Source organism: Clostridium thermarum, from assembly GCF_006351925.1.
Taxonomy (GTDB): Bacteria; Bacillota; Clostridia; order Clostridiales; family Clostridiaceae; genus Clostridium_AU; species Clostridium_AU thermarum.
This window is the reverse complement of the sequence record NZ_CP040924.1, coordinates 503,162-517,075: the sequence shown is the minus strand read 5'-3', so window position 1 is coordinate 517,075 and position 13,914 is coordinate 503,162. Positions and strand designations below refer to the sequence as shown.

Below are 13,914 nucleotides of genomic sequence, written 5' to 3'. Positions count from 1 at the left end.
CCTCCTATATTTCTACTCCGCCCCACATTTGGTTTACGTATTTCCTTACAATGAATGTAAATACTAAGGCCGGCAAAATTAATATAATGCTACCTGCTGCCGCATACTGTATACCACTGGAGGTTGTACCGATAGCCTTATACACTACCAAGGCCAAGGTCTGATTTTCATTAGTTAATATCAAAGCTGATATAGTATCATTCCAGGCTGTCAAAAATGCATACATAGAACTTGCTGCAAGTGCAGGGAAAGCCAAGGGAAGAGTGATTCTCATAAAGGTGTTGAAGCTGTTTCCTCCAAAGATATATGAGGCTTCCTCAAGTTCTCTGTTTATTCCTACAAATATACTGGAAGTTATCCATGCTGTCAGAGCAATATTAGGAATAGAGTATAATAGGGCAAGGCCTAATAAGGTATCAAACAAGCCAAACTTGATAAGCAATACTGCCATGGGAATACTTATTCCAACCACAGGGAACATTCTAACAATCAACATCCCCACGTTTATGGTCTCTTTGAATTTGAAGTTGTATCTTGCCATAGCATAGCCTCCAAGACTTCCTATGGATAATGAAATCAATATGGTATATAGGGAAACTAAAATACTGTTTTTCAATGCCTTTGTTGAGTTATTAACTATGGCAAAGAACTGCTTGAAGTTAAAGAAAAAGTCCTTCCTATACTTAAACTCCATGGGTCCTTTTTCCAGGGTCTGGCTGAAGTCTTCCAACAACTCTTCTCCGGAAATTAAAACACCGTATTGTCTCTTAAAGTGATTTTCCAGTTTGGTTGGATTCTTAGTGGTCAATATAGACCTATAGCCCTCTCCATCCCCTCTGTCGTGGAAGATTTCATACTCTCCGTTTTCTGCCGGTGCAACCTTTACCGTTACCGAGAAACTTGGGATGAGCTTTTTAGGGAATTGTGTCAATTCAACGTCATTAGAAAAAGCAACATTAAGGAAGAATAATATTGGAACTATAACAGCAATGACCATTGTTGAAAGAATAATGCTGACTACAGTTTTTTGAACAATGTTTAATCTATCCATTAATTATTCCCTCCTTTGCTTGTTTTTTTGTTAGCTACTCTTAAATAGATTAAGGTAGCAATAAGTACTATAACTGTTGTTGTAAAGGATAATGTAAAGGCTAACTTTTCACTGGTTGATACACCGGGTACTACGTCCACATAGAAGGCAATTCTCTCTACCAGGAACGGTGTTTTGTTAAAGCCCAGCACCATAACTGCAATAGCCCAAACCTGTACTGCTGCTATCAATCTCAAAATTATGGAGGTTACAATTGAAGGCTTTAGTATAGGCAAAGTTATGTCCTTAAATATTTGCCACTTGTTGGCCCCAAAGGTATAGGCAGCTTCCTTAAGCTCTCTTTGCATACCTTGCAAGCCTGCTGTCAAAATGATCATAACTGAAGGTGTAACTGTCCATGTATCTATCAATATTATTAAAAATACTGCCGCCAACCCTTCTGCATTAAGAAAAACAATAGGTTCTTCAATCAAATTAAAGAACATCAGAATAGAATTTATCCATCCTTCTTTTACTAAACCGGTCTTCCAAAGTATAGCTACCGCAGTAGGCGTAATTGCCATTGGTATCATGGCCACAAACATCAAAAGTTTTGAACCCCTAAACTTACGAGCTAACAATACTGCAAGCAAGAGGGCTATAAAATATTGCAACACTACAGAAACTGCAGCAAATATAGCTGTATTCATAACAGCCTTGTCAAAGAGCTCAGCCTTAAACATGAGCTTAAAGTTTTCTGTCAAGGTAAAGTTACCATTCATATCTGTAAAGACTTCAACCATTCCCGAAAGAACAGGGGCAAGCCAGAATACTGCATAATAGATAAAGGCAGGCATTAATAATAGATAGGGTATGGACTTCTTGCTTATGAAACTTCTTGAGGCTTTTGCTTTTTCATCTTGGTTTATAATCTTACTCAATGTTATTACCCCTCTACTTTTATTTTTAAAAAACTGTCGGGGATATTATAAATACCCCCGCATAAAACATCTTAGAATCTACTTTAATATTTCTTTAATGCTTCCAGTTTAGACTGTAAATCTGCAAAAACTGCATCGTCCGGAACTGCTTTAGCTGTCAATATTTTGTTGAATAGGTCACCGTAGATAAGCTTAACTGCATTCCAGTCAGTGTATTCAGTTGATGGTACTCCGGATACGATAGTTGTTTCAAGCATGTTTGATCCGGCTCTCATGATAACGTCGCTGGAATCAAGTAAATCTCCAACTTCCTTGATTGGGCTTAGAACGCCACCAAACTGTGTGCAAAGATCGTAGTTAACTTCTGGAGTTAAAACATATTCTATAAACTTTTCTGCCAATTCTTTATTCTGAGTTCCCTTTTGTATACCGTATGTCCAAGCACCTGCTGTTGAACCTGCACCCTTACTTCCCTTAGGAGCAGCGCCTACAATGTAGTCATTTGGAGAAGCTGTGTAAGCTACACCAACCGGTCCCATATGAGCAAAGGTTAACCAAACTGCTCCGCTCTTTAAAGGATCTGTTGGAGCTGTATACTGATCTTGTTCTGGATAGAAGGCATTACCCTTAGCCATTTCAGCTATTATGTTCATAGCTGACTTAAAGCCTTCTGAATTGAATTCCGGGAAGCTTGCACCATAAGCCATTCCTAATCCAGCCATTGGATATAGTAACTGAGAACCTGTCATGTTAGCAGGCATCATTGTCTTACCAACGCCTTCTCCTGCTGCTATAGCATTAGCCCAAGCTGCATATTGCTCCCATGTAATTCCGTTTACAACATCTTCTTCTGTAAGTCCATCTGGTAGGTACTTAAGAGCCTTCTTATTTGCAATGGTGATGTATACGTCGAAAGTTACAGGTACAAAGTATCTCTTTCCATTTTTTGTGGTTGAGTTATCAAACATGTTAGTAACTGTTACACCGCTTTTGTTTACAACATCAGTGATATCTTCGACCCAACCGCCATTTATATATGGGGCCATGTTTGCAGTATCTACGAAAAGGATATCGGATACTATTGTTGAACTCGCCTGTTCAGTGGAGATCTTCTTAATAGCGTCTTCTTGAGATACGAAATCAACATCTACCTTAGCGTTATACTTTTCTTCAAAGTTCTTAACAAAAGTGTTTATGATATATTCTTTTTCGTGTGGTTGAGGTGTTCCGCTGTAAGTAATCTTCAAGGTCTTAGTCTCGGTTTTTGGAGTCTCAGTATTGTCACCTGTTTTAGGTGTTTCTTTTGATCCGCATCCTGTTAAGGCTGCAGTAACTGCAAATAAAGTTGTGAGAGTTAAAGCCAAAAACTTCTTTTTCATTTTATTCCTCCTAAATATATTGTTATTATAATTTGTTATTTTGATTAACAACCCTGTTGTATCTAGCGTTTAAATATATGTATCTCCTTATCTATTAATGTAAATAAGTACTTAATGTATATACAAAGACAAGAATAAAAAAACGTTTTCTTGTACTGTGATAAACACTAGAATCATTAGCGATAAGTAAAGTATAATCTCATAGAAACGTTTTTTCAACAAATCAAAAGGCTTGTCTGATGAGTTTATCTCTCTAATATTATCTTTTTCTTTAATATTCATATTTTTCCGCATTTTTTTAATGTAAGCGTTTTTTTGATATATTGCAAATTGCTTATTTCGTGGTATAATTTAAAACAGTACTAATACATTGAAAATAGCCAAGGAGTGGATCATAATGAGTTCGAATATCAAGGATGTAGCAAAACTTGCTAACGTTTCTATATCAACCGTTTCCAGAGTAATCAACAACGCCCCCAATGTTCAGCCGGAGACCAGAGAAAAGGTAATGGCCGCCGTAAAGAAATTGAACTTTAAGCCCAACAGAATAGCACAAAGCCTTGGAGGCGGTTCATTTAATTCCATAGGCGTAGTTTCTGCTCGTTCTTCCAATCAGGCTTTCGTACCACTGGCGCTCCAATCTATTTCAGAGGTGGCAGATAAGAAAGGCTATGAAATTATACTAAATAATTCAACAGATGAGCTAAAGGAAATAGAAAAGTGTTTATCAATGATCAACAGCAAGGTAATCCAAGGGCTGATTTTGCTTAGTTCCAAGGTAAATGACTTGCTTATAGAAAAGTTGTATGAAATAAATTTTCCCTTTGTAGTCATGGGTAAAGTGTCAAATGACTATTTGGCCAAAAGGGTCTACACAGTGGATACGGACAACGTTGCCGACTGTAAAGAGGCAGTAAATTATCTCATAGAGTGCAATCATAAAAGAATAGCTTGTATTCACGCTCCCCTAAATTACGTAGTAAGCAAGGAGCGTCTTGACGGATATATTGAAGCCCATAAGGAAGCCTTGTTACCGGTAGATTATTCACTGATTGCAAACGGTGGCTATGATATAAACGAGGCCTATGAAGCTACCCTAAAGCTTTTAAAGAGTCCTAACCCGCCAACGGCCATATTTGCAACGGACGATATCAAGGCAGTAGGTGCCTATAAGGCCATCCTTGAATTAGGACTTAAGATCCCGGAAGATATCTCCATCATAGGACACAATAACTACGATATTTCTCAAATAACAACCCCACCCCTCACAACCATAGATGTTCCTATTTTACAATTGGGTAAGGTTACCACAGAGATTCTTTTTAATCTGATAGAAGGAAAGATCCCACCGGTAAGAACCCTGTTGGATACTAAATTTATAGTGAGAGGCTCCTGCAGGAAACTATAGGAAAAGGGACTGTTGCTTATTTGAAATAAAGTGCGAAGCACTTTTTTAATTAGTAATGAGTGATGAGTAATTAAGGATGAAATTCAGCGGAGCTAAATTTCTGCTAAATTATTTTTCAAATATTTATCTAATAAAAGCGCACAAAATATACCATTATTATTTACTGTTCACTATTAATTCTTGGATTTATAATTTGTCCATCCTGTGTCTCATAAAACATTTGGCAAGCTATTGCATGCCAAAAAAAATTATAAAATTAAAGATTTTTCGTAGAGAAGCGGAGAAAAATCCTCCTTAATTGCTCATTATTCATTTAGAAAATTGCGTTGATACGCAATTTTCTTTTTAAGTGCAAACTCCATTTTTCATTTAATAATAAAAAGCTGCCGCATTTTATTTTGTGCGACAGCCCCTCCTTTATTATTTAGCCCTAAGTCTCCAGTACACACTTGCATAGTCACCCTTTAAAGTAGGTACGGCTATGCCGGCATAAATCAGTTCATCTCCTCCGTAAACCATGCCCGAACCCATAACTTCGTAGTCCCTATTCTCATCCAAGCCTCTCAGCCTAAGGATGGAGGTCAATGGCGGGTTTGGTTTGGCCATGATCCTGTAGTAAAACACCACAGCCTCTCTCTTATCCTCAGATACAAACATCCAGGCAGTGTCGTTGCCTTCAAAGGGACTTCTAAGCCTGTAAAAATCTCCAAACTGTACCAGTTCCCTTATTTCCTTGTATTCAGCCACCTGTTTCTTAACCGCTTCCACTTCCTCAGGAGTAAACTTAGTTAAGTCAAGCTCATAGCCCAAGTTTCCTGCCATGGCCACATGGCCTCTCATGTCTAATCTTGTAACCCTATCCACCTGATGGTTGGGCACAGCAGACACATGGGCCCCCATGGTTATGGCCGGATACACCATACTGGTGCCGTATTGAATAAACAATCTTTCTACAGCATCAGTATCATCACTGGTCCAGGTCTGAGGCATATAGTAGAGTATGCCGGGATCAAACCTTCCCCCTCCGCCGGAACAGCTCTCAAAGAGTATATCCGGGAAAGCAGCAGTAATCCTGTTCATAATGTCATATAGGCCAAGTATATACCTGTGTGCAGTTTCCCTTTGCCTTTCTGCCGGCAAATATGCTGATCCCGCCTCGGTTATGTTTCTGTTCATGTCCCATTTCACATAGCTTATAGGCGCACTTCCCAACACCTTGCAAACTGCATCCACAATGTAGTCTCGCACCTTAGCATTGGTTAAATCCAAAACCAGCTGATGTCTGGACTTGGTTCTTCTCCGGTCCGGAACATAGATGCACCAGTCAGGATGAGCCCGGTATAGGTCGCTGTTTTCGGATATCATTTCCGGCTCAAACCACAGGCCGAACTTAAGGCCCAGCTTATTTATTCTCTCAGCCAAATCATCCAGGCCTGCCGGCAGCTTTTCCCTATTTAAATACCAGTCACCTAATGAACTGTCGTCACTGTTTCGCTTTCCAAACCATCCATCATCCAGCACAAAGAGCTCCAGGCCCAATTCTGAGGCTACCGTTGCTATATCCTCCAACTTTTCCGCAGTAAAATCAAAGTAAGTGGCCTCCCAGTTGTTTATGAGTATAGGCCTTGCTTGTAACTTGTACTTACCCCTGCACAGGTTATTTCTGTAGAGCTTATGAAAGGTTCTGGACATCTCTCCGAGGCCATGATTGGAATACACCATTATGATTTCAGGTGTTTGGAATGTCTGGGAAGGCTCTAAAAGCCAGGAAAAGTCAAAGGGATTTATACCCATGGAAAATCTGGTGGTCTTAAATTGGTCAACCTCCGCCTGGGCTATGAAGTTACCGCTGTATACCAGGCTGAAGGCAAACACTTCCCCATGTTCTTCATCCGCATTTTTACTTACCAAGGCAGCAAAGGGATTTTGCTGATGGCTGCTGGCCCCTCTCCTGCTTTCTATGGCCTGGATACCAGACTTCAAGGACCTTCTTTCTAGATGGCGCTCCCTGCCCCAGGCCCCGGAAAGATGGATAAAATCATAGTCGGAGTTATAAAAGTCCACATTGGCACTCAAGGCTCTTAAAACCTTAAGCTTTTCTGTTCCCTTGTTTATAAGCTTTACCTCCCTGGATATGGCATTGTACTTTTCAAAAACCGTATAGGTAAGGACAACTTCCAAGCCACAAAGCTCATCCCAAAGCACGATTTCCAGGCTTTCAGCCTCTTCATCCCTTTCAACATAGGTGCCTGGCAGGCCTTCCAAGACCCTCTTTCCCTTAAGAATCCTATGACTTTTATATCTTAGATCTGTTATGGTAGACCCATTTTCCAGCTGCACTTGGTAGGCAGGACTTCTAAAGTCGCTGTTACCGTAGGCAGCATACTCCTGCAGGAGGGTATCCAGGGAAAAGGTTTCGTCCGGATCGTCAGGGGTTGGGGCTTGTGGCTTTCTACCATAGGGAATAAATCTTGACAAGTGGTTACTTCTTATCTTCTGTCCCCAATATAAGTGGGCCAAGTATCCATCCCGGTAGATTTGAAAAATATAACTGCTGTCACCGGCTTGTAAATGAAAGGTCTTAGTTTCATCATTAAACATTATTGGCATAACTTCCTCCAATCCCAGCTATATCAAGAGTTTTACACTATAAATCACAGCTGTTTAAATCTATTCTAACTTCCCTTTTCAATAAATATATATTTCCCTTTATCGTGATATTAATAATGCTTTCCGATTCCTTAGCCACCCTAATCTCTTGTCCATCAATACTTATATTTATTCTTTCCCCCATCCAATACAGGGCAAAAGAAAGTTTTATCCAAGCCTTAGGCAGCTTAGGATTGATGCTGAGTACCCCATCATCATTAGTAATTCCTCCAAAGCCCATAATAACAGCCAGCCAAATTCCACCCATGGAGGCAGCATGAATTCCTTCATTGGAAGATATCATATTTTGTCCAAGGTCTATTTCCGCAGCCTTTTTAAAGAACCTGTAGGCTGACTCAGTATCGCCGAAATCACTGGCCACAATGCTGTGGACTGCAGCACTCAAAGAGGAATCGTGGATAGTCCTTTCCTCATAGTACTGCCAGTTACCTCTTTTCACCCTCTCATCAAAGTAAGCTCTGAGCAAATACAGGAGCATTACCACGTCTGCCTGCTTCAGAATCTGCATATTTACAACCGCGTCCCTGGTGTAATCCTTCAGGATAGTCTGCTTTTCATCAGAATTTTTATACTTGGTCAAGTCAATGCAGGGTTTGGTCAAAAAAGTGTCATCCTGAGGAATTATATGGTCATCATTTGGCTTTGGCAGATAAATGCTGTCCAAGGCAGCCTTGTAATTGTCTATTCTTTCTTTTAAATTGAGTTTTTCATCCAAATCGCCAATATGACTCCATCCCTTGCTTACGGCCATGTCGTACAGGTCTATGGAAGTTTCTATGGTGAAATGGGCCAAGTAATTTGTATAGGCATTGTTGTTAATGTGCTCAGTATATTCGTCAGGCCCTATGACGTCCTTGATCTCATATCTATTTTTCTCTAGGTTCCACCAGAGCCTACTGTACCAAAACTCAGCGCACTCAAAGATTATTTTGCAGCCGTAAAGATCCATAAAATCCTCATCCTTGGTGCTGAGGTAGTAGTTCCAAACTGCATAGGCAATATCTGCGGTAATGTGGTGTTCCTTTATGCCGGACCACACCTTGGTAGCCTTGCCGGTCATAATATTTATGGCAGCCCATTCCGGAGTCTCTTCCTCGCCGGTAAAAGCAGTTTCCCAGGGATACATAGCCCCCCTATATCCAAATTTCTTTGCCTTGTTCCTAGCCCCTTCTATGGTGATATACCTGTACTTCAAGAGCTTCTTAGCTATATCCGGAAAGGTATATTGGAAGTAAGGCAGGATAAATATTTCCGTATCCCAAAATACATGCCCCTTATAACCTTCACCAGTGAGAGCTTTAGCTCCCACGCTAAACCTCTCATCGTGGAAAGGGGTCATGATAAGCAGGTGATACTGGGCAAACCTCAGAGCCAACACATCAAAGTCATTGTCAGTTTGGATTTCCACCGTAGCCTTCTCCCAATATTCCGCCCACTTGTTTCTGCTGTTTTCAAAGAGGTCATCGTATCTTAGACCACTGTTTTTCACTAGGTGGTCCAGAGACAACTTTTTTAGTTTTTCTAAATCCTTGTCTGCGGTAAGGTCCTTGTGTATATCAATATCCTTGTAAATATCAAGATTGTTGTATATATTAAGGTCGTTGTCCAAGCTTGTGAAGATGTTGTTGACCTTCTCCACAGTAAGGGTTTCCCCCTTCGCCACGGTGACCATGGAGCTGCAGTATAAGCTTCTTCGCTGCAAGGAATAGGTCAGCTTGCAGTTTAGAACCTTGTCATTGAGATAGAAATTCACTGTGCTATTAAAGACAAAATCAATTTTTGTTTCCGTTGTCTTTTGAAGGAGCTGAATGTACTTGTTGTCGTACACCCTTTTGTCTCCATCATGAAAGTGCTGAACGCCGGAGTTAGTCTGTCGCCCGTTGATACCGGTTCTTACGGATATGTCAGCATCCTTGCTTATGGGGGTTATCTCCACCTTCATGCCGATTAGGTGACGGTCCTCTAGGGATACAAATCTCCTGAAAAGTATTTTGTATTCTTCCCCCCTTTTGTTTTGCCAAAGGACTAATCTTATGAGCTCTCCGGTTTTCAGGTTCAATTGCCGACTGTATTCAAGTATTCTTCCATCTTTGAGGGAAAACACTTCCCCATTCATGGATATGACCATTTCCGTTATATCCGCCGCATTTGGAAGCTCTGTCACTTCCTGCCGGTCAAATTTATTATAGGTTCCGGCAATAAACAAGTTCCTGGTTTGTCCCAGGTAAGGCTCTTCAAAGGCAGACCTGAGGCCCAGGTAGCCATTGCCCAGCGCCATGATACTTTCACATTTGCCCTGGTACCTGTCATCAAAACTTGTTTCTTCCACAATCCAATTCTTATACTCCCCTGTACCCCTATTATAATTCAGCATAATGATTTCTCCTTAATTTACAGTTTTACAGATTGGCCAGTCTCGGCAGACTCATAAAAGGCATCTACAATCTTTTGAACAATTAAACCTTGGTCAGCAGTACAGAGCAGATCCTCATTGCCCAGACAGGCATCAATAAAGCTTTTTATGCTTCTGCTGTGCTTATCCACCTCAGCCAAAAATGGCAGTTCCATATCTATAAGACTTCCATGTTTTTCTGTGTAAATTACCGGTGGGAAAACTGTGGCCCCGGCCTTTTCCCCAAACAGGTTCACATTCATGAGAGACCTGTCCTTCATATTTAGGGCAAAGGCTGTCTCCAATATCATTGAAGCCCCATTTTTAAAGCGTATAAAGCCAAAGGCAGAATCTTCTACGGTGAACTTTTTGGGGTCCCAACCTCCCATGAGGCCTACTCCACCCTTTTTCCCAATCTTGTCATAGGTAACGGCGGATACATAATCTACCTCCGGATAGCCCATGAGGTACAAGGCCGTATCCAGCATGTGGACTCCAATGTCTATAAGGGGTCCCCCACCCTGTATGTCCTTGTTGGTAAAGACTCCCCAACCTGGAATCCCCCTTCTTCGCAGGGCTTGAACCTTAACAGAGTAAACTTCACCGAATTCTCCGGCGTCTATAAACCTCTTGATAGCCTGGACCTCTTCACTTTGCCTGAAATGAAAATTATAAGTCAATATCTTATTATTTTTCTTAGCAGCCTCCGTCATCCTCTCCGCCTCGGACTTTGAAATGGCCGGCGGCTTTTCACACAACACATGGCATCCATTGTTTAGGGCAGCAATAACCGCCTCCGCATGAAACTTATTGGGAGTGCACACACTAACTGCATCTAATTCCACATGCTTAAACATTTCCTCATAACTCGAAAAGTAGTGTGGTATGTTGAACTTTTCAGCCATATACTTTGCTCTGTCCAAATTTACATCAATGATTGAAAGCGTTTCTACAACATCTGAATTCTTCATATAGTTTGGCATATGAGTCACTTCAACTATCTGTCCAGCGCCAATTATGCCTACTCTTAACTTTTTCATCGCAATCGCCCTTTCTTTTTAAAAAAACGTTTTATCAATTTGATGATATCACTTTTCTATTTGATAGTAAACCTTTTTATTGTTATAATTGCGGCACAAAAAACAAAACTATCCACAAGCCCGGCACCTTTTGAGTACCGGATGGGGATAGTTTTGTTATTAATTTTATTATTTCTTGTGTTCTAAAAATTATAGCATCATACCTGCATAGCGAACCCTCATTGCCAATATGGTCCTAGCAGTCTCACCAATATTTCTCATAAAAAATACAGTTCTATCTATAAGATAATTTATCAGGCTATCATCAAATTTCATCTTCAAATTCATATCCTGAGCTCCGGCCTTGTTGGTAATCTGATAGCTGTCACATAGACAGCATAATACCCAGGCATCACTGTTTTGATAAGGACTTAGAAAATACAAAAGGTGCGGAAACTTTGCAAAGACCTTTGTGTAGTAAGCCTTAACTGCCGGAATTTCAAATATCTCCCTAGGATCATCATCATATCCGTCTACCTGAATAACCAGCTTATTCTTATAATTTTTAACACCATTTTTTATAAAATATTTTATAGTATCCTCCATGTCCTTTATGTTTGAAGTTTCAATAGCTTTTCTGTCTATAGTAAGAAACAACAAAGTTGAATCTGGAGTAGCTGCCATAGTCCCCACCTCCTTATATAACTCATACTGAACACTAAGATTAGCAATATAGTTATTTTATCATATAAAGGTGGGATTGAAACATTGCAAATGAATTTTTGACACTAATTTATATACTTAGAAGGTTTATATACTTAGAAGGAAGCACCCCATTTATTTCTATGGTTTTTATATTTTTATTATTTAGAAATTGTAAAAGTTCTCTGGCCTCTCCATGAACCAAGACTCCATAGATATTTATTCCGTTACTTTCAACATAGTTAAGTGCCTTCCTATAGTACTCCGATTTAATTTCACTGTTATCCAAGGCTGCACTGCCTTTTGCCTATCATTCACATATTTTAGGAGGGACATAAAATGCTTGGTATAGCCTTCCTCAAAGGAGCCATCAAAGGTCCCCTCATCAATTTTGTCCCGCTTATAGTGCGCTAGCTGCAAATATGGATATTTATCCTTATCTACACTGTCTAAAGCAGCAGTTCCATCATAGGGATTGGGATTAAAGCCTGTCAAATACTCCCCTCTTGTACCTTTTGGCACAGTGAGCACTGCAGCCCACTTAAAGGTCAGCTTATCATCATAGTTTTCTCTCAGTTCATCCAGATCCTTCACCCTTATATCCTCTTGAAGCATTACGTAGACAGACACATAGGAAAGGGGATTTAATTCCTTGATATAATCAAGCATTTCTTTATTTCCGGAATCTATAACGGTATTATCGGCATGTGCTGATTGTATATTCAAAAACTCCATAAAGTTAACAGGTAAATTAAGCTCTGTAATAACTCTTTAGTCAAAATATAGGTCTTTGTGGTATTTGTCCACAGTCTTTTGAGTTGGGTTATAATAGAAGCTGCTTGCCAGCGGAGAAACTATATAGTTGATTGCAAATAGGATTAAAAACACAGCCGCAACGGAAGCTAATATAACCTTGTGCAGTTTCTTGTTTACACTTCTCAATAGACTTAGATGGCTTCTTTTACTTCCTTAGGCAATCCCTTAAACTTTTGATCAACTGTTTAATTAGGAGTTCTGCTTTACCTTCTTGTTTGCCTTCACTTACTTTTTCATACAAATAATTATATGCTTCATCTCCATCTAATTGATGCATGTAAAAGGCTTTTATATTATACTGCACAGACCCGCCATCTATTGATGCTATCTTGAACTTTATTATAATCCATAACTACACGCCTTTCTATACTAACTTTGACATTAGTATTATTTACAGAACAGGTGTAGTTCAAACATTTATTCTGACTTATTAAAGTACTCTTTCAAATAATCAAAGTGTAGCAAACTTGCCACACTAGTTCATCGATTAATTTACTATTTTACTAAATCAACGTCCCTCTGTCCCAAAGGCTTGCCTTTTTATGTGAATAATAGTATTCTTTATATAGAGTTCCTGCCTAAGTCCTCCAGTATGTTTTCAACGTATTTATAAACAAGCAATTGCATAAAATATTATAGGTGATGTTATGAAGAAAAAAAGCTATTTTAAGGACATTTACAATTTTGATAAAGCGAGTAACTCTTATTGTATAGAAGTATCCTTGGACAATTACGAGGACGTGTATGATGACTGGGATCCCTCACCTTTCAAGAAAAGAGATATAGAGGACGAATTTAATGACTTTATAGTCAACTCCTCAGAGGATATCCCACTTAAATACAAAACCACAATTGTACTTTATTTACCACAGTCTAAAAAAGATGAAGCAAAAGAAGCGGCTTTAAAATCGGCCTATCAAAACTATTACTCCTATGCTCTGGAACGTCTTAACATATCCCTGTCAAACCTATATAGAAAGATAGGTATGTACCTGGTTCTTTCTCTGCTCTTCTTAACAGTAGGCTACTTCTTCTTCAAAGAGGATCAAAATGTACTTCTCAACGTACTCCACGAAGGCATCTTTATCGGTGGCTGGGTTTTCTTGTGGGAATTTTTCACTGAGATTTTTATAACCAGAAAAAAAATAGTAGAAGAACATAAATTATTTGAACGAATCTATAACTCCGAAATTAGATTCTCCTACTACTAAAAATATAGTGTATAAATGCAAAAATAATCCACACTTTATATGGGTCTCCATATATTTGTGTGGATTGTTTGCTCTATACTGTTAATTAAACATTATCCAACGGGACAGAAGCAACGTCCCTCTGTCTCCTCTTGAGATGTGTCTCTATAACCTCAGGAACTAAGCCGGTCTCCAGCCCTGCCAACTTTAGATTAAACTTGTATATGCCGCAAAGGGTGGTCATGGTATTAGTGATTAGGTACATGTAAAAATATCTCTCCTCCGGTGTAAGCTCCACAACAAAATCTTTTTGCCAAAACCTCATATCAATTTGCTTAAAATTTGCTATTGCTATTTCCTCCTTTTT

At 39.5% G+C, this 13,914-nt stretch carries 14 protein-coding genes; 2 read left to right on the top strand and 12 right to left on the bottom strand.

From position 1 onward, the window contains the following. Window positions 1-4: 4 nt before the first annotated feature. From FHY60_RS02330 to FHY60_RS02320, 3 genes are all read right to left on the bottom strand, one after another. Window positions 5-1,051, bottom strand: a complete 1,047-nt coding sequence (locus tag FHY60_RS02330; protein WP_139902961.1) for a carbohydrate ABC transporter permease — start codon at window positions 1,049-1,051, stop codon at window positions 5-7. Then, window positions 1,051-1,971 carry a carbohydrate ABC transporter permease gene (locus FHY60_RS02325; protein ID WP_243122203.1) on the bottom strand — a complete coding sequence of 307 codons (921 nt, stop codon included), beginning with the start codon at window positions 1,969-1,971 and terminating at the stop codon, window positions 1,051-1,053. Before FHY60_RS02325 ends, FHY60_RS02330 begins: the two co-directional genes overlap by 1 nt. 83 nt (window positions 1,972-2,054) lie before the next feature. Next, the gene (locus tag FHY60_RS02320) at window positions 2,055-3,350 is read right to left on the bottom strand and encodes an ABC transporter substrate-binding protein (protein WP_139902958.1); all 1,296 of its coding nucleotides are present in this window, start codon (window positions 3,348-3,350) and stop codon (window positions 2,055-2,057) included. Window positions 3,351-3,747: 397 nt separating this feature from the next. Here FHY60_RS02320 and FHY60_RS02315 point away from each other — a divergent pair, with 397 nt between their 5' ends. Next, window positions 3,748-4,758, top strand: coding sequence for a LacI family DNA-binding transcriptional regulator (locus FHY60_RS02315; RefSeq protein WP_139902956.1), 1,011 nt, complete (start codon window positions 3,748-3,750; stop codon window positions 4,756-4,758). Window positions 4,759-5,178: 420 nt separating this feature from the next. On the opposite strand, the gene FHY60_RS02310 is transcribed toward FHY60_RS02315, so the two are convergent. The 8 genes from FHY60_RS02310 to FHY60_RS18405 all read right to left on the bottom strand — a co-directional run bounded on the left by FHY60_RS02310 (window position 5,179) and on the right by FHY60_RS18405 (window position 12,634). Next, window positions 5,179-7,368: an alpha-galactosidase gene (locus FHY60_RS02310; RefSeq protein WP_139902953.1), complete on the bottom strand. Its 2,190-nt coding sequence runs from the start codon at window positions 7,366-7,368 to the stop codon at window positions 5,179-5,181. Between the two features lie 37 nt (window positions 7,369-7,405). Next, window positions 7,406-9,802 (bottom strand): glycoside hydrolase family 65 protein, encoded by a 2,397-nt coding sequence (locus FHY60_RS02305; protein ID WP_139902951.1) that lies wholly within the window; start codon window positions 9,800-9,802, stop codon window positions 7,406-7,408. A 17-nt stretch (window positions 9,803-9,819) separates the two neighbouring features. Continuing rightward, window positions 9,820-10,860, bottom strand: a complete 1,041-nt coding sequence (locus FHY60_RS02300) for a Gfo/Idh/MocA family protein (protein ID WP_139902948.1) — start codon at window positions 10,858-10,860, stop codon at window positions 9,820-9,822. A gap of 189 nt (window positions 10,861-11,049) precedes the next feature. Continuing rightward, window positions 11,050-11,523 carry a hypothetical protein gene (locus FHY60_RS02295; RefSeq protein ID WP_139902945.1) on the bottom strand — a complete coding sequence of 158 codons (474 nt, stop codon included), beginning with the start codon at window positions 11,521-11,523 and terminating at the stop codon, window positions 11,050-11,052. 109 nt (window positions 11,524-11,632) lie between these two features. After that, complete coding sequence (locus FHY60_RS18665) at window positions 11,633-11,830, bottom strand: anti sigma factor C-terminal domain-containing protein (protein WP_139902942.1); 198 nt, start codon at window positions 11,828-11,830, stop codon at window positions 11,633-11,635. Next, the gene (locus FHY60_RS02285; RefSeq protein WP_139902939.1) at window positions 11,761-12,276 is read right to left on the bottom strand and encodes an anti sigma factor C-terminal domain-containing protein; all 516 of its coding nucleotides are present in this window, start codon (window positions 12,274-12,276) and stop codon (window positions 11,761-11,763) included. Before FHY60_RS02285 ends, FHY60_RS18665 begins: the two co-directional genes overlap by 70 nt. Before the next feature lie 36 nt (window positions 12,277-12,312). After that, on the bottom strand, window positions 12,313-12,483 hold the full coding sequence (locus FHY60_RS17720; RefSeq protein ID WP_180375456.1) for a hypothetical protein: 171 nt from the start codon (window positions 12,481-12,483) through the stop codon (window positions 12,313-12,315). A gap of 19 nt (window positions 12,484-12,502) precedes the next feature. Continuing rightward, window positions 12,503-12,634 carry a hypothetical protein gene (locus FHY60_RS18405; protein ID WP_279230429.1) on the bottom strand — a complete coding sequence of 44 codons (132 nt, stop codon included), beginning with the start codon at window positions 12,632-12,634 and terminating at the stop codon, window positions 12,503-12,505. Window positions 12,635-13,004: 370 nt separating this feature from the next. Here FHY60_RS18405 and FHY60_RS02280 point away from each other — a divergent pair, with 370 nt between their 5' ends. After that, window positions 13,005-13,568 (top strand): hypothetical protein, encoded by a 564-nt coding sequence (locus tag FHY60_RS02280; RefSeq protein ID WP_139902937.1) that lies wholly within the window; start codon window positions 13,005-13,007, stop codon window positions 13,566-13,568. 85 nt (window positions 13,569-13,653) lie between these two features. Here FHY60_RS02280 and FHY60_RS02275 read toward each other — a convergent pair whose 3' ends face one another. Beyond that, window positions 13,654-13,872, bottom strand: a complete 219-nt coding sequence (locus tag FHY60_RS02275) for a hypothetical protein (RefSeq protein WP_139902934.1) — start codon at window positions 13,870-13,872, stop codon at window positions 13,654-13,656. Window positions 13,873-13,914 lie beyond the last annotated feature (42 nt).